This window comes from Candidatus Saccharimonadia bacterium, from assembly GCA_035544015.1.
Taxonomy (GTDB): Bacteria; Patescibacteriota; Saccharimonadia; order UBA4664; family UBA4664; genus UBA5169.
The window spans coordinates 106,920-126,671 of the sequence record DATKIP010000093.1 but is presented as its reverse complement, the minus strand read 5'-3'; the positions used below and the strand labels follow the sequence as shown (position 1 = coordinate 126,671).

General features: G+C 60.0%; 16 protein-coding genes and 1 tRNA gene. 3 read left to right on the top strand and 14 right to left on the bottom strand.

From position 1 onward, the window contains the following. Positions 1-3 precede the first annotated feature (3 nt). The gene (locus VMT30_07005) at positions 4-3,552 is read right to left on the bottom strand and encodes a DNA-directed RNA polymerase subunit beta (protein HVQ44682.1); all 3,549 of its coding nucleotides are present in this window, start codon (positions 3,550-3,552) and stop codon (positions 4-6) included. A 218-nt stretch (positions 3,553-3,770) separates the two neighbouring features. Between VMT30_07005 and VMT30_07000 the strand changes: the two genes are divergently transcribed. Beyond that, positions 3,771-4,301, top strand: a complete 531-nt coding sequence (locus VMT30_07000; protein HVQ44681.1) for a hypothetical protein — start codon at positions 3,771-3,773, stop codon at positions 4,299-4,301. Between the two features lie 397 nt (positions 4,302-4,698). Here VMT30_07000 and VMT30_06995 read toward each other — a convergent pair whose 3' ends face one another. The 4 genes from VMT30_06995 to VMT30_06980 form a co-directional block, all read right to left on the bottom strand. Then, the gene (locus VMT30_06995; protein ID HVQ44680.1) at positions 4,699-6,009 is read right to left on the bottom strand and encodes an MFS transporter; all 1,311 of its coding nucleotides are present in this window, start codon (positions 6,007-6,009) and stop codon (positions 4,699-4,701) included. Between the two features lie 25 nt (positions 6,010-6,034). Further along, positions 6,035-6,649: an ATP-dependent Clp protease proteolytic subunit gene (locus VMT30_06990; protein HVQ44679.1), complete on the bottom strand. Its 615-nt coding sequence runs from the start codon at positions 6,647-6,649 to the stop codon at positions 6,035-6,037. A 71-nt stretch (positions 6,650-6,720) separates the two neighbouring features. Further along, the gene (gene tig, locus VMT30_06985) at positions 6,721-8,001 is read right to left on the bottom strand and encodes a trigger factor (protein HVQ44678.1); all 1,281 of its coding nucleotides are present in this window, start codon (positions 7,999-8,001) and stop codon (positions 6,721-6,723) included. A 109-nt stretch (positions 8,002-8,110) separates the two neighbouring features. Next, entirely contained in the window at positions 8,111-8,677 is a 567-nt protein-coding gene (locus VMT30_06980; protein HVQ44677.1) for a hypothetical protein, read from the bottom strand. 116 nt (positions 8,678-8,793) lie between these two features. On the opposite strand from VMT30_06980, the gene VMT30_06975 reads away from it, so the two are divergent. Beyond that, positions 8,794-9,738: a carbohydrate kinase family protein gene (locus VMT30_06975; GenBank protein ID HVQ44676.1), complete on the top strand. Its 945-nt coding sequence runs from the start codon at positions 8,794-8,796 to the stop codon at positions 9,736-9,738. Here VMT30_06975 and VMT30_06970 read toward each other — a convergent pair whose 3' ends face one another. Together VMT30_06970 and VMT30_06965 are read right to left on the bottom strand one after the other, a co-directional pair. Continuing rightward, on the bottom strand, positions 9,739-10,236 hold the full coding sequence (locus tag VMT30_06970; GenBank protein ID HVQ44675.1) for a hypothetical protein: 498 nt from the start codon (positions 10,234-10,236) through the stop codon (positions 9,739-9,741). Positions 10,237-10,372: 136 nt separating this feature from the next. After that, positions 10,373-11,815: a DUF4082 domain-containing protein gene (locus VMT30_06965; GenBank protein HVQ44674.1), complete on the bottom strand. Its 1,443-nt coding sequence runs from the start codon at positions 11,813-11,815 to the stop codon at positions 10,373-10,375. Between the two features lie 218 nt (positions 11,816-12,033). Here VMT30_06965 and VMT30_06960 point away from each other — a divergent pair, with 218 nt between their 5' ends. Continuing rightward, positions 12,034-12,831 (top strand): hypothetical protein, encoded by a 798-nt coding sequence (locus tag VMT30_06960; protein ID HVQ44673.1) that lies wholly within the window; start codon positions 12,034-12,036, stop codon positions 12,829-12,831. Between the two features lie 103 nt (positions 12,832-12,934). On the opposite strand, the gene VMT30_06955 is transcribed toward VMT30_06960, so the two are convergent. From VMT30_06955 to tyrS, 7 genes are all read right to left on the bottom strand, one after another. Beyond that, entirely contained in the window at positions 12,935-14,203 is a 1,269-nt protein-coding gene (locus tag VMT30_06955) for a HAMP domain-containing sensor histidine kinase (GenBank protein ID HVQ44672.1), read from the bottom strand. A gap of 11 nt (positions 14,204-14,214) precedes the next feature. Beyond that, positions 14,215-14,595 carry a response regulator gene (locus VMT30_06950; GenBank protein HVQ44671.1) on the bottom strand — a complete coding sequence of 127 codons (381 nt, stop codon included), beginning with the start codon at positions 14,593-14,595 and terminating at the stop codon, positions 14,215-14,217. Between the two features lie 84 nt (positions 14,596-14,679). Then, positions 14,680-14,765: transfer RNA gene (locus VMT30_06945), tRNA-Leu, on the bottom strand. Positions 14,766-14,872: 107 nt separating this feature from the next. Further along, the gene (locus tag VMT30_06940; GenBank protein HVQ44670.1) at positions 14,873-15,424 is read right to left on the bottom strand and encodes an RsmD family RNA methyltransferase; all 552 of its coding nucleotides are present in this window, start codon (positions 15,422-15,424) and stop codon (positions 14,873-14,875) included. Next, a complete protein-coding gene (locus VMT30_06935) occupies positions 15,421-16,260 on the bottom strand; it encodes a hypothetical protein (GenBank protein ID HVQ44669.1) in 840 nt (279 codons plus the stop codon). Before VMT30_06935 ends, VMT30_06940 begins: the two co-directional genes overlap by 4 nt. A 9-nt stretch (positions 16,261-16,269) precedes the next feature. After that, positions 16,270-18,342, bottom strand: coding sequence for an ATP-dependent DNA helicase RecG (recG, locus tag VMT30_06930; protein HVQ44668.1), 2,073 nt, complete (start codon positions 18,340-18,342; stop codon positions 16,270-16,272). A 205-nt stretch (positions 18,343-18,547) separates the two neighbouring features. Further along, the gene (gene tyrS / locus VMT30_06925) at positions 18,548-19,720 is read right to left on the bottom strand and encodes a tyrosine--tRNA ligase (GenBank protein ID HVQ44667.1); all 1,173 of its coding nucleotides are present in this window, start codon (positions 19,718-19,720) and stop codon (positions 18,548-18,550) included. Positions 19,721-19,752 lie beyond the last annotated feature (32 nt).

Below are 19,752 nucleotides of genomic sequence, written 5' to 3'. Positions count from 1 at the left end.
ATACTAGCCTTCCACCGTTAATTCTGTGTCTGCGGCCACTCGTTTGGCTTCGTCTTCGTCGGTTTCTTCGGCGTTCCCGTCGAGGGTTTCGAATTCGTCTTCACCGCCGGCAGCGAGGTCAACAAGCGGCATGTCGGCCACGACGGCCTCGCCTTCGATGATCTTTTCGGTGCCGAGCTCGGTGATTTCGTCATCGAGGCGCTCGGCGATCACGGTTTCGGCGTCGATGACGGTGTCGCTGCCGTCTTCTTTGGTGAGGTCGACCGACAGTCCGAGCGATTGGAGTTCCTTCACGAGCACATTGAAGCTCTCGGGAATGCGCGGGCCGCGGATTTCTTCGGACTTAATGATGGCCTCGTAGGCCTTGGAGCGGCCGACCACGTCATCACTCTTGATGGTGAGGATTTCCTGGAGCGTGTGAGCGGCGCCGTAGGCTTCGAGAGCCCAGACTTCCATTTCGCCGAAGCGCTGACCGCCCATTTGCGCCTTACCACCGAGCGGCTGCTGGGTGACCATGGCGTAGGGACCGGTGGAACGGGCGTGGATCTTGTCGTCGACCATGTGCTGGAGTTTGAGCATGTACTTGTAGCCCACGGTGGTGCGCTCCTGGAAGGGCTCGCCGGTTTGGCCGTCGTAGAGCTGGGTCTTGCCGTCTTCGGCCAGGCCGGCTTTTTTGAGCTCAGCTTTGATCTGGTCGAGGGTGACGCCGTCGAAGACTGGGGAAGCTACGGTGTAGCCGAGAGCGTGGGCGGCGTAGCCCAGGTGGGTTTCGAAGATCTGGCCGATGTTCATGCGCTTGCCGACACCGAGGGGGTTTAGGATCATGTCGACGGGAGTGCCGTCTTCGAGGTAGGGCATGTCTTCGGCGGGCAGGATGCGGGCGATGACGCCCTTGTTGCCGTGACGGCCGGCCATTTTGTCACCCATGGTGATCTTGCGCATTTGCGCGACCGACACATGATACTGCTCGATAACGCCGGCCTGGAGCTCGTCGCCGTTTTCGCGACTAAAGATTTTGACGCCGACGACCTTGCCGCGTTCGCCGTTGGGCAGGCGCAGAGAGGTGTCTTTGACGTCGCGGGCCTTTTCGCCAAAGATGGCGCGGAGCAATTTTTCCTCAGAACTGAGCTCTTGCTCGCCCTTGGGGGTAATCTTGCCGACCAGGATGTCACCGGCAGTGACTTCGGCGCCGATGCGTACAATGCCGTTTTCGTCGAGGTCCTTGAGGGACTCTTCGGAAACGTTGGCAATGTCGCGGGTGACTTGCTCTGGTCCGAGCTTGGTGTCGCGGACGTCGACGGTGTGGGTCTCGATGTGAATGCTGGTGTAGCGGTCGTCACCGACGAGGCGCGACGACAGCACGATGGCGTCCTCGAAGTTGTAGCCCTTCCAGTTCATGAAGGCTACGAGGATGTTTTGACCGAGGCCGAGCTCGCCGTCTTTGGTGGACATGCCGTCTACCAGCACGTCGCCCTTCTTGATTTCTTCGCCGGCAGACACCACGCACTTTTGGTGGATGGAGGTGCCGACGTTACTGCGAGCGAAGGTGGTGAGCTCGTAGGTCTTGGTTTCGCCGGTTTTGTAGGTAACGGTAATGCTCTTAGCGGTGGCGGAGTCGACGATGCCATCGGCTTCGGCGAGCACCACCTGGGCGGAGTCGCGGGCGACGGTGGCCTCCATGCCGGTACCCACGATGGGGGCCTGCGGCTTAATGAGCGCTACGGCCTGCTTTTGCATGTTGGCGCCCATGAGCGCGCGCTTGGCGTTGTCGTGCTCGATGAACGGGATGAGCGAGGCGGATACGGACACGATTTGCTTGGAAGAGACGTCCATGAAGTCAACCGAGTTGGCGTCGACCTCTTCGGCCTCACCCTTCAGACGGGCCGGAACGCGGGCTTCTTTGAAGTAGCCATGGTCGTCGAGCTCCACGCCGTAGCCGGCGATGACGGCCTGCTCCTCGTCGGAGGCATCGAGCCACACGCTCTTGTCGGTGACGTGAGCCTTGACGTTGACCTTCTCGATACCGGCTTTGGCCAGCTTCTTGGCGTCGGCTTCGGTGATGGTGTCGCCGTTTTTGATGATCACGGTGTCGCCAGCCTTGACCTGGCCGCGGGCGATCTCGCCGACAGCCTTGTCGGTGGGCAGTTCGCGCAGCACCACGCGGTACGGCGTTTCGATGAAGCCGTACTCGTTGACGCGGGCGTAGGTGGAGAGATTGCTCACGAGGCCGATGTTGGGGCCTTCCGGCGTCTCAATGGGGCAGAGGCGGCCATAGTGAGTCTTGTGCACGTCGCGCACTTCGAAGCCGGCGCGCTCGCGGCTGAGTCCACCCGGACCCATGGCGTTGAGGCGGCGTTTGTGCACCACTTCGTCGAGCGGGTTGATCTGGCTCATGAATTGAGACAGCTGTGAGCTGGCGAAAAATTCGCGCACGGAAGCCACAATCGGCCGCACGTTGACGAGCTGGCCGGGGGTGACGGTAGTGGTGTCGTAGACCGACATACGGTCCTTGACGATGCGCTCCATGCGGGCCAGACCGATGCGGAACTTGCTCTGCATGAGCTCCCCTACCATCTTGAGGCGACGGTTGGCGAGGTTGTCGATGTCGTCGGCTTGACCCTTGCCGTTGGCGAGGTTGATGATTTCCGACACGATAGCTACCAGATCGTCGCGGCGCAGGGTGCGGTATTCGCTCGTATTGGGGACGTCGAGACCGAGGCGCTTGTTGAGCTTGTAGCGGCCGACTTTGCTGAAATCGTAGCGCTTAAAGTCGAAGAACATGCCCTCAATGAGGCTCTTGGAGTTTTCGACGGTCGCCAGGTCCCCCGGACGGATGCGGCGATAGACCTCCATGAGGGCCTCACTAATAGTGGAGCTGGGGTCTTTTTCGAGGGTTTCGTCAATGTATTTGATGTCGCCGGTGTCGGCGTCTTTGAAGAGCGCTTTGATCTCTTCGTCGGTGCCATAGCCAAAGGCGCGCAGCAAGGTGGTGATGGGAAGTTTGCGCTTGCGGTCGATCTTGACCGAAATAACGCCGGCGGCGGAGGTGTCGAGCTCGAGCCAGGCGCCCCGGCTTGGGATGACTTTGGCGCCAAACAACTCCCCAGCGGCAGCGCGCTCGGAAGTGAAGAATACGCCGGGAGAACGCACGAGCTGCGACACCACGACGCGCTCGGCGCCGTTGATCACAAAGGTACCGCGCTCAGTCATGAGCGGGTAGTCGCCGAGGAAAATTTCTTGTTCGCGAACTTCGCCGGTTTCTTTGTTGACAAGTTCGGCCTTGGCTTTGAGCGGAACTTCAAAGCTGGTGTTTTTGATTTTGGCGGTTTTTTCGTCGTATTTGGGCTCTTCGAAGTGGAAGTCGCGCAAATAGAGCGCGAGGCTGGAGCCGGTGAAGTCTTCGATCGGGTTGATTTCCGCGAAGAGCTCCGAGAGACCCTCAGTGACGAACCAGTCAAACGAGTTGAGCTGGATTTCGATGAGGTTAGGGAGAGGTAAGACGTCTTTTGTTGTCTTCAGGTTTTTGCGGGTGCGCGCGCCTGGTTTGGCCAAAACTTTGCTCCTAACTATGGGTGATGTGAGTGAATATGTGCTCTGAGGCTTTTCTAAACACATAAAACTAGGGGCTACAGGCCCTAGTTGTCCGATTTAAGCATCCTCTTGGTATCTAGTGTGGCGCAATCTGGTGGCGGTGTCAAGGTGTTGACGTGCACGTGGCCGGCGTGTAGACATATAGGCGTCGTTAGTACCGATACCGAAGGGTGATTTCTGTGCACTTCACACGAACGACTGCCTTGCTCGCAGGGCTGGGCCTCACTGCAGGCCTCCTGCTCGCAGGCTGCACCAGCGATCCGGGAGGCTCCGCGACGGCAACGACGCGCGCAGCTGCGCCCACCTCGGCGCGGCCCGTTCCCGGCCCCGCATCTCGTGCGCCGCGCCTACCAGAGGGGACAAAGATTGCCAGCATCAATTTCGAACAGCTGGTCGCCAACTCGAGTCGCCCGATCCGGGCGTGCGTCTTGGACCGGAAGGTCCAGGCCACCGACAGCACCCGCACCCCGCTGGTAGTGGAATCCGGCGACCTGGTGACCTTGTCTACCCGGCCATGCCCCGCAGGCCAGACCCTGATCGTCGGCACGCCGCATGACTGCCGGGTACAGCTGGTGTCACCGCACTCGCTGGACTGGTGGCAGAAGCACTCGTACCCGAATCGCTGGGGCGACACATCTGCCGGGTACCCAGGGAGCTTGATTCTGAGCGTAGTGAGTAAGCCGGTACCGGCGGTCCAGCTGGGCTGCTAGTTCCGGGACGAGGACCCGCCCGGTCTTGGTGCCGGGCGGGTCCTCCCTCCATCGAGCTATCCTCATCATCGAGATGGAGTGGCAGGCTCTAGGAATTACCGCAGGGCTTTCTCGGCCCCTAACGAAATGATTGCGACGACCGCGACCGCTCACCGAACCGGCAGTCCCAATCCAGCTACTCCGACAGAGCTCAAGCGCTTCGTGGAAGGTCAGGTAGGGGGAGACGACGGCCCTCGGCGCGCCCGCGTCCCTCGTGTCGGCGGGCATGACGCCCGACGGCAAGCGGGTGGTCAGGCAGCGACCATTCACCACAACCGTCCGACCTCGGGCGCAGGCTCGAGGTCGGACTCCAACCCAAGAGCTCAAGCGGTGGCCTGAGAACTTAGGCGGGAAACCATTAGCCGAGTTTACCAGAGCGGCGGAGGTACCAAAATTGCCCGAGAGCAAATGCAAGCAGAAGGAGCCCAAGGGTAGAGATGACAATATTAACACTCGTGAGATCGGCTAATATGCCGGCAAAGAAAATGGGCAGCGTGGCGGCGATGTTAATCATCATACCGAGCGCGCCAAAGACCTTGCCGCGGCTCTGTTCGGTGGTGTTTTCCTGCAGCAGCGTTTGGGCTGCCACCGACACGACCGCATTCGTGAACCCCAGCATGAAAACAATCGGGATGACAATCAGGCCGATCTGGTAATGCGCCAGCATAACCTTGCCGTCGGTGAAATGGTGCAAGCGGTCGGCCAAACCGAGCAGCGTGAGAGCGACAGCGCCGGCGATCACCCCGCCCACGATAAGCCGGATGCGTGGCACGAGCGCCGTTAGGCGATCAATGAGTACTACTCCAAGCACCATGCCAATGCCGGCTGGAATAATGAGGTAATGCGATGAATTTTGCAATGGCAAGCCTAAAACTGCCAGTGATAGAGCCGGAGCGAGCGCCAGGATGACTCCCAGAATGGACTGCGCGACGGTGAGCTGGAGGATGGGAAACGATAGATTGTGAGTGGTGCGAATGAGCTCCCAGTTGTCGCGCAGTTCGCTCCAGGTATGGCGCACTACGTGCCTAAATGGCATGCCCTTGGAGCGTTCCACCTGAATATCGGGCAGCACCCACACCAGCGCCGAGGCTAGGGCAAACATAATAGCCGTGAGGATGTACGGTCCGCTGGGTCCAAAGGCGGCGATCACCGGCGCCGAAGCGGAATAGCCAATTATAAACGAGGCGTAGATGGTAAAAACGAACAGCGAATTGGCGCGCTGGAGGTGTTTTTTGGACACCAGGGCCGGTATGGCCGCGGCTTCGGCGGGGGTAAAAAACTGGGTGGCGGTGGAGATGAGGAAGGTCAGCAGCAACACGAGATACAGATTATGCTCGAAGGCCAAATACCCGAGCACCAGCAGCGCCCGGGTGACATTGGCGATGATGAGCACCCGCTTTTTGTTCCAGTGATCCACGTACACGCCGGCCGCGGCGGCGAAGAGCAGCGATGGGATGCCAAAGCTCAAAATGAGCAGTGCCACCGAGACGTTGGCGAGGCGTGTGCCTTGGGCGAGCTGGAAGACGCGGATGATGAGGGCAAAGTTGAGCAGGTTCTGCGCAATCTGCGACAGAATCTGCGCGCTCCAGAGCCGATTGAAGCTGGCATTACGGACGATCGAGGCGTCGTCAGTGACGAACTGGGCCGGTATCTCGGTGCGGCGCTTCAAGCGGGCGACTCCTGGGAATTTAAGCTTATTTCGTAGCGGAGGCGGATTTGGTAATGACTTTGTCGATCACGCCGTACTCGGCGGCGGCCTGCGCGGTCAGCCAATAATCGCGATCGGTGTCGTGATTGATCTTTTCGATGGGGTGACCCGTGGCATCAGCTAGCATTTCGTCGATGCGGTGACGCAGGCTGAGCACTTCGCGGGCCGAGATCTCGATATCGGCCGAAGTGCCTTCAAAGCCTGAGGACGGCTGGTGCATCATTATCTTAGCATTTGGTAACGCGAAACGCTTGCCCTTTTCACCCTGAGAGGCAATGATGGCACCCATGGAGGCCGCCACCCCCACCACGATAGTGGAAACGGCCGGCTTGATGAGGTGCATGGTGTCGACGATGGCCAGGCCCGAGTACACTTGCCCGCCGGGTGAGTTGATGTAGAGCTGAATGTCTTTGCTGGCATCTTCGCTTTCGAGGAACAACAACTGCGCCACGATGAGGTTGGCGACCGTGTCATCGATGCCGGTGCCCAGAAACACGATGCGTTCTTTGAGCAAACGCGAATAGATATCGTAAGCGCGCTCGCCGCCGGGAGTTTTCTCGATGACGGTGGGGATCAAAATGGATTGGCTGGTTGGCTTCATGGGGGCTTCCTTGTTCACATTCTGGGGTTATTTTAGCACTCGTGGTATGCGAGTGCTAGCCCCGGGGTGCGCTATTTGGCTTCGGCGTAACTGACGAGCCGGGCAATGACTTTGGAGCTCATGAGATGGTTGTAGACCTCTTCGCGGGTGCTGGCGTTTTCGAGTTCGGCCTGGGTGCTAGGGTCGGGGTACGATTGCTTGAGGCGGCTGATTTCGGCGTCGAGTTCCTCGGCGCTCACGCTCAACTGCTCGGCCGCGGCCACTTCGGTGAGGACGAGCGCCAGGCCGACGCGTCGCTGAGCTTCGGGGCGCATTTCGGTGTCGAGCTCGGCGCGGGTCTTGCCCGAGAGGTCGAGGTATTTGGTCAGATCAAGCCCACTGTAGGCGAGGTTTTGTTCGAGCTCGGTGCGCATACGCTCCAGCTGCTGCTCCACGAGCGTCTCAGGGGTTTGGTAGTCAGAATTTTTGAGGAGCTTATTGAGGACTTCTTGCTCGTACTCGCGCGAGGCGGCTTCGGCCTTTTCGCCGGAGATTTTGGCGGTAATGTCGGCCTTAAGCTCGTCGAGTGATTTGAACGGGCTGACGGCGTTGATGAATGATTCGTCGATCTCGGGCAGCACCAGCTCGGTGACCGTGTTGATCTTGATGGCGAAGGTGACCACCTGATCGGCCAAGGTTTTTTCGTGGTAGCTTTCGGGGAAACGGATGTCGAAGGTTTTCTCGTCGCCTTTTTTGAGGCCGATCATTTCGTCTTCGAAGCCGGGGATAAATTGGCCAGAGCCAAGCTGGAGGGTCTGGTTTTTGGCCGAAGCGCCGGAGACGGACTGGCCGTCTTTGGTGCCGTCGAAATCAAAATTGACTTCATCACCCTTCTTGGCCGGCTGCTCGCTCTCGAGGCGAGCGGCTTCACGGCGGCGCAAGTCTTCGATGGTGCGCTCGATTTCGGCTTTTTCGACCTTGATGGCGGGTCGCTTCACGCGTAGTTTTTTGAAATCGGGCAGTTTGACTTTGGGCAGGAGCTCGACGGTCACTTTATAGACGAGTTCGGTGTAGGGGACGAACTTTTCGAGCGATACTTTGGGGCCGGAAACGGTTTGGACGGCGTGCTCCTTGATGGCATCGGGATACGAATGTTGAATAGCGTGATCGATAATTTCGCTGTGAACGGTGCCCGATCCAAGCTCACGCTCCACGATCATGTCGGGAGCTTTGCCGGGGCGGAAGCCGGCGGCCTTGACGCGGCCGCGCAGATGATCGAACATTTCAGCCTTGATGGGCTTGAGATAGGCCTCGTCGAGGACTACCGTGAACTGAATTTCGGTGTCGGTGCGGGTGATAAGCTTGGTTTCCATAGTGTACTAGATTAGCACGGCTGGCGGCCGACGCAAAGCGTTAGCGGTGGTCCCGCCGGCCCCCGGGATAGTGGGGGCCGGCGGAACGCACCCGGAAGATGAGCTGTAGTCATCGCAGGATGGGCGGACGATCCCCGAAAGCGAGATCGAGCGCATGGGCCATGAGCTCGATCGCCGTCGCTGCGACGTGGTCCTCCTGTGGCCAACCGCCAGCCACGATGATGAAGGCGGGGCCGTTGAAGGTAGTCGGGATGATCGGCGCCGGCCTTACCTCGAGGAAGCTCTGCCAGCCGGTTTTGCCCTGTTCGCGGTCGAATATTCCAGCGGTGTTGTCGCTGAGCTGATTGCGATACCGCATGAGTGCGACCGCCGCCGCTAGGCTCATCGCGCCAGCGAGCGGCGGTCGTCCGTGGCTTCTCGCGGTAGCGGCGGGGCTCACATAGTGCCCCACGAGGCGTGCCCCCAGATAGGCCCGGGCTTCCTTGAGGGGATTGCTCAGGCCCAGTGCATTGTTTCGATTGACGGCGTGGACTTGCGGGTCGAGGATCATGAAACCGTACGGTGCATCGACCCTGTGATGAGCGGGGTGCAGGATGCGCATTTGATCCACGATGGATGGCCCCAGCGCATAGATGGACTGGTTTACCTGCTCACGATCGTACGGGGGGTTGCCCATACTGGGCTCCTAACTCTGTTGGGCAGTGCTCTTTCCGGGCAGGCATACGATACGCTCTGCGGTGTTGTTTGTCGACTGGCTAGCCGGCGGGATGGCCGTTCGTGTATGCTCGAGTCATGAAAAAATACGAGCTTTTGGCTGTCGGCGGGGTGTATATCGACATTAATTCAACCGGTGCGCCGTTTGATGAGCGCGGGCTAGCCGTGGAGACCGAGTTGGTGGCCGGAGATTACGAGTTTACGCTTGGGGGTTCGGCGCTGAATTTTAGCCGGCTATGTGTCGCGCTGGGGCTGTCGGCCGTGATGGTGGGCAAAACTGGGCAAGATCGGCCCGGAGAAATGTTGGCGCGAATGATCGAGCAGGCCGGAATTCGACCGGCGCTAGTGGTTGATGCGGCGGTGCATACGAATATTGGCATGAATTTCGTGAATGACCAGGCGCACACCCTGATGGCGGCGATGGGCACGGCCAACCAGGCTCTGACGGCCGATGAGGTGTTGGAGCGGGCCGAACCGCTGCTACCCGAAGTGGAGTATTTGTACCTAGGCAGCTGTCTTAAGCTCAAGCGGCTGCTGCCAGCCTATGAAGAATTGGCCGAGCGAGCGAGGGCGACCGATACGCGAATTGTGGTAGATCACGGCCGGCTAAATGCCGGTTCGACCGAGGGCGATCTTGCCATGGTGCGCGAACTGGTGCGTCGGGCGGATTATTACTTCCCGAGTCGCGATGAGTTTTTGGCGCTGTGGGGGTTTGGTGCGATCGAGGCTGGGCTTGAAGACCACGATTGGGGCGACACGCGGGTGGCGGTGAAAGACGGCGCGCGTGGTGCCTGGGGGCTGGTAGGTGGCAATGTCGTTCGAGTGCCGGCCCATGACGTGAGACCTGTGAATATGGTGGGTGCGGGCGATAGCTTCAATGCCGGGGTCATCGCGGCGGTGCGGGCCGGCAAAGATCTGGAGACGGCCATGCGCTACGGCAGTGCCACAGCAGCGCTGAAAATTTCGCGGCCGGGCCTGCCGACACTGGCCGAGGTGGAGCGACTCGTGAAGGCGGGGGCGTAACTACCGCAGATCGCTCAGCCGTTCGAGCCGGGCGATACGCTCATTGTGATTGCGCAAACGACCGGTGAGGCCGGCCATTTCGTCGCGGTCTTCGTCGCTCAGGCGCTGAATGGCTTCGAGAATTTGGTCGTGGCCATCGAGCATTTCGGCGCGGACGTTGGCAAATTCGGTGGTCATCTCGGATCTGACATTCGCAAATTCGGCGGTCATCTCAGCCCGAACGTCCGCGAGGCCTTGCTTCATTTCGGCGCGAACGTTGGTGAATTCTGCAGCCACTTCGGACCGTATAGCTGCAAAGCTTTGCTGCATCTCGGACCTGACGTCCGCGAGTCCGTGTTTCATTTCGGACCGTATACCTGCAAGTCCTTGCTTCATTTCGGATCTGACGCCTACGAATTCCTGCTTTACGATGGTCAATCCCTGCTGCATTTCGGCGCGAAGATCGGAGAATTCCTCTTTAAAGATTGTCCGAACAGCGGCGGCGGTTAACTCGGCCATGGTTGGTCCCCTTCTGCGATTCATTATAGTTGCTGACCGAGAGAAATATACCGAACATTTTGCGAACATGCAAGAGTCAAGGGAAGGGCCGGACAACCAGCGTCCGGCCCTTCGTGTGAACGGTTTTCCGTAAGCGTTACGGAGCGGGGTACCAGTCTACATCGAGGCCGTACCAGGTGTCGTTGCCCGAGCGGGTGCCGGGGTAGCCGCCCGAGGTTGAGTAGACACCATTGGGTGTACCCTCGGTGTCGCCGACGGCGGTGAGGTGACTGTTGGTGACGTCACTGCTCAGGGTGCCGTTGGTGTAGGTTTCGAGGCCGTTACGGCTGAGGTAGCCCACGACATAGTCGTGGTTGGCGTCCACGGCTACGGGTGCGTCGAAGCGTACGTCAATCCAACCGGATTGGTTGTTGCCATGAGGGATGTTGCGCGTGGCCATAGCCGTGGTGGTTGAGGCGGTATCCCAAAGGCTAACGAAGTTTTGCAGGCTGCCGGTGTACTGGGTGCCGCTGGCGCGGTACACGCGCACGCCCCAGACATAGCCGGGCTCATCAGCGTGCCAGCGCAGGCCGACGGTGAGCGGGTCGGTTTGGCCCGTGTCGGTGTTGGCCGGGTTGCCCGAGAAGATGTGGTCGAGCGATTGGCTGGCGGTCGTTACGGTGTCGGTGGCGCCGGAGGAGGCATTGCCGCAGCCGTCGTAGTTAATGACCTTGTAGGTGTACGCGGTGCCGGGAAGGGCGGTGGGGTCGTTGGGACCGTCGCTCCAGCTTGAGAGATCGCCCGACTGGCTGCCAACGATCCAGTCGCTGCTTTCGCCCTGGATGCGCTCAACCGCGGTCCGGACCGGGGTGCCATCACTGGTGGCCGCGTTGGTGTCCGCGCCGGGGGCGTCCCAATCCACGGAGGGACCGGAAGCGTCATCGGTGACCGACATGTTGCCCACCTCAACCGACGGAGCGGTGGTGTCGCCGACTATGGGCGATACCCAGTAGTTGAGGTCGGTGGTGTTGCTAGGCACGCCGGCTTGCGGCTCGTACTCGTAGATGCCCGAGTTGCCCTGGGGAATCACGACCACGTCATCGGCAGTGCCGAATTGGCCGTGGCCGCCGGGGGTGGCGCCAAAGTTGTTGGTGCCGTTGCCGCCGGCGCCATCAACAGCGTAGTGGCCGTCGGGCATTTCAACCCACACGCCGAAGGTGTGGGTGTCGTCCACCGGCACGTCGCTCGAGAAGTTTACGGTCTGCCAACCAGTGCTGGTTTCGCTGGTGTAGGTGGCCGAGGCGAGCTCGGTGGAAGCTGAGTAGTCGAAAAGGTGCGCTACGTGGGTGCCGGTGTTGTCGGTGCCTTTGTAGAATTTGACGCCGCGCACAAACGGCGCGCCGTGCACGTTGAATTTGACGCCGACATCGACAGCGGCTGAGTCGTTATAATTTGCTTCGTACGGGGTGAGGGCCGATAGCGGGTCGGTGGGGCAGCTTGAAAATGCCCGGGCCGTCCCGGCCGGCGCGAGCAGCGGCATAAATGCGGCCACCGGCAATACCGCCGCCGCTAGCGCTGATCGCAGCTTTGTTAATGACATGATGAGACTCCTTTTCTTAATAATTTCTTAACGGTTTTATCGTATAGAAATGGTGGAGTCGGTGTCTACGTGGCCCAACGGATGGCGATAAGATGGTGCAAAAAGATTTTTTGTAGATTGAGTTGAATATCGATTCGCTGGTTTTTATAATGCCTGGGGCTTTCACCAGTCCGCGTACCCTCCCCCATCCACCTCCATTTTAAGGAGCGTAGTTCGCGATGATTCTGACTGCACAGCCTCCGGCTTCGTGGCGGCATATTTTGTGGCGGCATCGATGGGAGATGCTCATCGTTCCTGGCCTTTGCGTAGTCCTTGCCCTCACCTATGAAGTAGCCCAGCTAACTCGAATCCGCGCATCAACCGAAGGAGTTCTCTATAGCTACATCTTGATCGGCGAGGGGTTTGCCATCGTGCAAGCTTCACTATATCCCGGGGTTTGGCGGCAGTCCGCCCGCGTGGAGGCAGAGGCGCGCTTTCGGACGCGACATCTGCTGCGAGTGCAGTTTATGATGTTCGGGTTCATAACCATCTACAATACTGTCGCTACGATCTTTCTGGCGCAATATGGAGCCCGACTGCATCCGGCCGACGGCGTGCTGGTGAGCATAGCCGCCGCGTTCGTGACGGGCGCCTGGCTCGAGAAGCACCGAAGCCGGGAATTGCCCGCGGTGGCGGCGCGCAGGGCACGCATTACGAGCGCAACAGGATTTAAGGTGGCGCCGCAGTACATTCAAGCCGGGCACTTCGCGCTGGCGGGTTCGGCGGGATTTAGCGGGGTTAGCCTGGCAGCGCAGGTAGCACTGGCGTGTCTACGGCTCGTCATCGTTTGGCGCACACATGTGGAGGCTAGCCAAAAAGTGGTTGGACGCCGGGGTTGGGGGGCTCGGCTGCTGACCCCTTTGCGGGGGTGGCGCAACACTACGGTGCGCAGCCAGCCGAATTTGAGCGATAGCGAGGCCTCGCTGGTACTGAACTGGCGGGATTTCTATTCGATCATCGCCATGGTGGCGGGCTGAACGCTAGGGCGGATCGTGGGCGGCTAGGACGTGCGCGATCCACGCCAATGCTCGCCGAGGCGCGGTTTTGGATACCGTTGCCTCGGCGAGCGTCTTTTGGGATTTATTGTCTGGAAGCGGCGCGCGGCAGGCTAAACGTAAATGCACTGCCTTTGCCCACCTCAGAGTGCTCCAGCTCGATCTTGCCCCCCGAAAGCTCCACGATAAGCTTGGATATATAGAGGCCCAGACCAGTGCCCTTGGTATTGTCGCGGGTCAGCAGGCTACTGCCGGCCTGCTGGAATTTGCGAAACAGCAGCCGGTGACTTTCGGGCGGCATGCCGTGACCGGTGTCGGTAACGGTGCAGTAAACGAAGTTTTGGTCGGCCCGCGCCGTGGCGGTGATGCTGCCCTGGTCGGTAAATTTGATGGCGTTGCCGATGAGGTTGTATATGACTTGTTTGATGCGCTGTTTATCGGCGGTTACCAATGGTGCGGCTGGAACACTCGGGTCGACGACCAGGGCAAGGCCTTTGGCGTCACTCAAAGCCTGAAGCTCGCGGGTGACTTCACTGACGGCATCAGCCAGCGCCAACGCCTCGGGGTTCATTTGGATTTTGCCTTGCTCGAGAGCCGAAACGTTGAGGAAATCGTTGACGATCTCGATGAGGCGCACGGATGATTCGTGAATATCGTCGATCATTTCGACGAGGCTGGGGTCTTTGAGGCTTTCGGCATAGTATTTTTTGATGACCGAGGCATTGCCGCGAATGGCGGTGAGCGGGGTGCGCAGTTCGTGGGAGGCAATGGAAAAGAATTCGTCTTTGGAGCGATCCAATACCTTCTGCTCGGTGATGTCCTCCACGAGTATCACTGCCCCGATTGGTTGTTGGTCGCCGTTTACTTCGTTGATCATGGGGGCGATGAACAACCGCAGAACGCGCTTGCCAAAGCTAACTTCTTTGAATTCGCGGGGTTGGTTTGACGCGAGGCTGGCTCGAATGAGGTCTTTGAGGTGCAAGGCGGGCTGCAAGAGGGTATCGATTGCGGCGAGCGTCCACTCGCGGTTGGCCCCGGATGGCGACGGGGGTTCGTCGGCAGACAACATCGCGCGCACCGAGAGATTGGTGAGGACCACTTCGGGATTGACGTCGCACATGATGAATCCCCTGTGCAGGCTATCAAGAAACGAGTATGCCCGAGAAGTGGAGGCCATGAGCTGCTCGGTTCGGAGCTTGATGGTGGTTTGGGCCTGAGCTCGCTCGGCGTCAAATTGGCTGTAGGTGTCGCTGATGTGGTGCAGCAACTTCTGCAGGTCGGCCGGAAGCTTGGCATCTGCGCCCAGGGCTTCGTTGATTTGGCGGCGCAGCTGCTGATGGTACGTTTCTGGCATCGCGGTAAGGGCTATTGCCCGGCGGGCTTGGCCAGGATGCTCCGCACCATCGCGATCACGGCGTCTGGCTCTGATTCGCTTTTGATCATCACGGCGGCGGCACCTTTTTCGGTGGCGCGCTGGGTGATGCGGGTGTCGGATATGTTGGTGAGCACGAGCACCGGGATCGTGGCGGTTGTGGGGTCGGCTCCTAGTTTGTCGAGCACCTCCAGACCGTTCATGGCGCGCATCATGATATCGAGCAAGATGATGTCGGGGTGAAAGGTTTTGAGCTGATCGAGCGCCGACTGGCCGTTTTCAGCCAGCTGCACTTCGAAGCCTTCGAGGGCGAAAACCTTTTGGTAGAGGCGATAAATGAGAGGGTCGTCTTCGACGAGCAGGATTTTTTGCATGTGCTGCGGATGCCTTTCTAGTCTTGCATTAAGCATAGGCTGGGAGGTGGCAGGACACAAGGCACGGGCGGCGAATAATTGCATTGGTGCGGATGAAAGGACTTGAACCTTCACGGGGTTGCCCCCACTAGCTCCTAAGGCTAGCGTGTCTACCATTCCACCACATCCGCGTGCTCTCTAAAGCTAAGCTACGGGGCGCGTTTGCGCAAGTTGGGGTGAGCCTCTTGTGTGTTTTACTACCTTTTTGGTACATACCTCGAATGGTAGTAAATTTTCACTACGTGCTATTCGGGAGCGCGTAGAAACTCAACGCCGTGTCGCCGTAGGTTTTGGATTTGACAAGGCGGAGGGGTTCGATGCTCGGTGAGGTGAGCTTGCTGGAATGCGATAGCGCTAAAATGCCGCCCGACGCCAGGTAGGCGGCGAGTCGGGCGATGACATCGGGATCGAGCTGGGCGTAGGGCGGGTCGGCGATGATGAGGCCGTAGCGCGGCGCCGACGGTTGCTGCGCGGGCGAAGCGAGCCAGGTTTCGACCGTGAGCTGGTGCAGCACGTAGCCCCAATCGAGGCCGAGGGCGGCAGCGTTGGATTGGATGGTGCGCGCCACCCGAGCATTGGCCTCGATGGCGTCTACGAGCGTGGCGCCGCGGCTGGTGGCCTCGAAGCCGGCGGCGCCGGAGCCGGCGTAGGCGTCGAGTACCGTGAAGCCCGTGATGTCGCCGACGATGTCGAACAGCGCCCCCCGCACCTTTTCGGACAGCGGGCGCACGCTGCGGCTGGGTGGCTGAGCAATGAAGCGGCCGCCGAGGGAGCCGGCCAGGATTTTCATGCCGGCGGCTCGGCCGTCACCATGCGCTGGCCGGCTTCGAGCAGCGCCAGCAGCCAGATGAGGCCGATGGTGCGCGCGGCTTTGGGCGCGAGCACGCGCTTGATCATGGAGGCGATGTCGTTGTTCCAGCCCTCTTTGTAGAAGCGGTCGTACAGATCGAGCTCGGCAATTTCGCGGGCTTCGTTTTTGAAATATTCCACGGGTCCCAGCTGGCGGGCGCGGCCGAGCTCTTGGTCGTCAAATTGGGGCTTGATAGGAAATACCAGCAGGGCAAAAGCAATGCCGAGTTCGAAGTTTTGGTGCGTTGTCATGTGGCCCTTGGCACCCCAAATATCCCAGTTTTTGCGAATCTTGCCGGCAAATTGGCTGAAACGCCCGGCTTCGAGATCTCGCGAGGCCTTGGCAGCGGCTTCGGCAATTTTGTCTTCGAGCGGGAAGTGATGCGCCGGCGTGAGGCCGTCACCCACGTAATGGGCCAGCCAGGCGGCCTCGAATGCAGCCCGGATCATGTCGCCGCTGCCCAGGCACTCCACGAGCCCGCGGTAGTGCGTAGCGATGTGCATTGGCACTTCGCCAGAATCGCTCACGGGATCGTACAGGTGGCTGGGATTGTGGTTGTCTTGCCCCGTGGGGTCGCTGCCCTTGGGCCGCAGGCCAATTTTGGAGTTGAGTCCATCGGGTCCATTGTAGCCTTCGAAGCTCAAAATTGCCGAGAGCTCAGGGAAGGCGTCGTCGGGGAGGTAGTGGGCGATCATTTTGTAGGCGGCGCTGTCGAGACGCTGATGAATGCCGGCGGATTTTACGACTCGTTTGGGGCTGATGAAGCCTGCGTACATGATGCCTTCTTAATCTAATGAGGTAACGGCTTTGAGCGCGTTTACTTTGGCGGCTACCTCCGGGTATTTTATCATGGCGGCGGGATCGGAGAGGAATTTGAGGGCTTCACCGCGGACGGCGGCTAGGAATTTGACGTCGGTGGTGTCGGCCAACTGCACGTCGAGCGTGCCATGCTGACGGCGGCCGTAGATTTGACCAGGCCCACGGAGTTCGAGGTCAATTTGGGCCAGCCGGAAGCCGTCTTGAGATTTTTCGAGCGCGCGCAGGCGTTCGAGCGTGCCCGGGGCTTTGGAGCTGGCTACCAGGAAGCAGTGCGAGGGGTGTTCTCCGCGGCCGATGCGCCCGCGCAGCTGATGGAGCGCAGCCAGGCCAAACCGCTCGGCGCCTTCGATGAGCATCACCGCGGCGTTGGGGACGTCGATACCCACTTCGATAACGCTTGTGGCAACGAGTACGTCGAGTTCGCCGGCGGCGAATTGATCCATGACGGCCTGCTTTTCAGTGGGACTGAGGCGGCCGTGGAGCAGGCCGAGGCGGCGGTGGGCAAAGGGCCCCTTGGCCAGGCGGTCGTATTCGGCGGTGGCACTTTTGGCTTCCAGGAGCGGTGAATCGTCGATGAGAGGGCATACGACGAAGGCTTGTCGGCCGGCGTCAATTTGCTCATTGATAAACGTGTAGGCCTTGTCGCGCTGGGGAGCGTCGAGCACTTTGGTGGTGATGGGTTTGCGGCCCGGCGGCAGCGTTTCGATCACCGAGATGTCGAGCTCGCCGTACACCGTGAGCTGGAGGCTGCGCGGAATGGGCGTGGCGGTCATGGAGAGCAGGTGCGGCAGGCGGCCGGCTTTGGCCTTGAGGCCAGCACGTTGGCCCACGCCAAAGCGGTGCTGCTCGTCGATGATGACGAGGCCGAGATTTGGCATGGCGAGCTTGTCGCCGAGCAGCGCCTGGGTGCCGATGACGAGCAGCGCGCCGCCCGCGCCGATGCGCTCGGCGGCCGCGGCGCGCTCGGCGGCCGGCTGCTTGCCGAGCACCACGACCACGTCGTAGCCCAGCCGCTGGAGCAGCGGGGTGAGCTTGGCGGCGTGTTGGCGGGCGAGAATTTCGGTGGGCACCATGAGCGCGGCCTGGAAACCGCCGCGCAGCGCCATGTAGGCACTCATGGTAGCGACCACGGTTTTGCCCGAGCCGACGTCGCCTTCGAGCAGCCGGTTCATGGGCTGGTCGCGGGCGAGGTCCTGAAAAATTTGCCAGGCAGCGCGTTTTTGGGCCGGAGTGAGTTCAAAGTCGAGTGCGCCCACGAAAGCCTTGGCGGCTTCGACATCGAACGGCACCTGCGGGGCGGTTTCGGTTTTGATTTCGTGCTTGATGACGAGCGCGGTGAGCATCAAAAACCACAGCTCCTCGAATGCCAAGCGATGCCGACCCTTGGTGAGGGCGGCCTGGGTGGCCGGAAAATGAATGTCACGCAGAGCCTTGGGCAGTGGTGCGAGCTTGGCGGAGGTGGTAACGGATTCCGGAAGCGTCTCATCAAGGGTATTAATGAGCGGCAAGAGTTGTTGCACCAACCCCCGCAGCTGTTTGCTCGAGAGACCGTCGGTTTCGGGATACACGGGCACGATGCGGGCGGTGTCTTTGGTGATGCGGCCCGGCGCCACGGCCTCGATGGCCGGCGACTGCAGCGCTAGGTCGTTGCTGACGAATTTGAGCTGGCCGCTCACGAGCACGGGAGTGCCGGTGGGGATGGTTTTGGCGAGGTAGGGCTGATTGAACCAAATGGCTTTGACCGTGCCGGTGCCGTCCGAGATGATGGCCTCGGTGAGGTGCAATTTGCGGGCGCGGGCGTAGCGGCTGGCGACGCGCTCAATTTCGCCCCGGAAGGTGACGTTGCCTGGGCGCATCATGCGGATAGGCATGATCTTGGAGAAATCGTCGTAACGCCGGGGGTAATGCCGCGCTAGGTCGCCGAGCGTGGCGATGCCGAGCCGCTCGAGTTTGCGCTCGACCTCGGCCCCGACGCCCTTAAGCGAACCAATGGGACGCTGCTGCCAATCGTGGGTAGATGCGGGAGTGGGTTGATCCATTTGAGTAGTGTAGCAAATCTGGTCGGGGCGGGTGGCGCTTGTGCTTTCGCGAATCCGGGACATGCCGTGCTGGCGACACTAGTCCACTTTCTGGAATAGTGAGCTCTGGTGATCGAAATAAACCCTATATCAAGCCATAATTTAGTGGTAACCTTCCAACTATTCCAGTTTCTGGAATAGTGCTATGTAATCGGTCGCGACCGGCCTAATCAAGCTTAAAGAAGCGGCGTTTGCCAACCTGCAAGAGATCTTCGCGCTTGAGCGTGAGGGTCTCATCGGTGACGACTTCGCCATTCACGCGGATGCCGGCGGAACTAATAAGCCGACGAACCTCGCTGCGAGATGGGACGATCTGGAGCTGCGGCAGCAAATCGATAACGGTGGCGGAATCGTGAGCATGGATTTTCAGAGTTTCGATCTGCTCGTCGCTGGGCCCTTTTTTGTCGCGGTAGGTGGCGTTCCAGCTGGCTTCGGCCTTCAGCGCGGCGGCTTCGCCGTGGTAGATGCGCACAATTTCGCGGGCTAGCGAGGCCTTGGCGTCGCGGGGATTGGCGCCGCCGGCCAGGGTTTTCACTAGCTCATCGATAATGGCGAGCTCAATTTCGGTGCAGAGCTTGTAGTATGGCGCGATGAGGTTATCGGGCAGGCTCATAATTTTGCCGTACATATCTGTGGGCTCATCGGTGACGGCCACATAGTTGTCGAGGCTTTTGCTCATCTTGTTGGTACCGTCGAGGCCCACCAGCAGCTCGGTGGTGAATACGATTTGCGGGGCTTGGCCGAGCTTTTTTTGGAGTGATCGGCCGGTGAGCAGGTTGAAGAGCTGGTCGGTGCCGCCAAACTCGACGTCGGCTTCGAGCGCCACGGAGTCGTAGGCCTGCATGAGCGGGTAGAGCAGCTCGTGGAGCGCGAGCTCAATGCCCGCGTCGAGGCGGTTTTTGAAGTCGTCGCGCTCGATAATTTGGGCCACGCTCACGTTGGAGGCGAGGCCGACGAGGTCGCCGAAGCTGAGTTTGCTCAGCCATTCGCTGTTGTAGCGGATTTCGGCTTTTTTGACGTCGAGGATGAGGCCGACCTGATCGAGATAGGTTTTGACGTTGGCGGCGATTTCGGCCCCCGAGAGCATCGGCCGGGTTTTGTTTTTGCCCGAGGGATCGCCGATTTTGGTGGTGTAATCGCCGATCAGGAATATAACGGTGTGGCCGAGTTCCTGGAACGCGCGGAGTTTGCGCAGGGCTACAGCGTGGCCGATGTGCAGATCGGGGCGCGTAGGATCGACGCCGAATTTGATGCGAAGTTTACGGTCGCTGGCCAGCGCCTGGTCTAGTTCGGCCCGTCCCACGATCTGATCGACGCCGCGGCTGAGTAATTCTTCCATATGGCACGTAGTGTAGCATGAGGGGGCGCTAG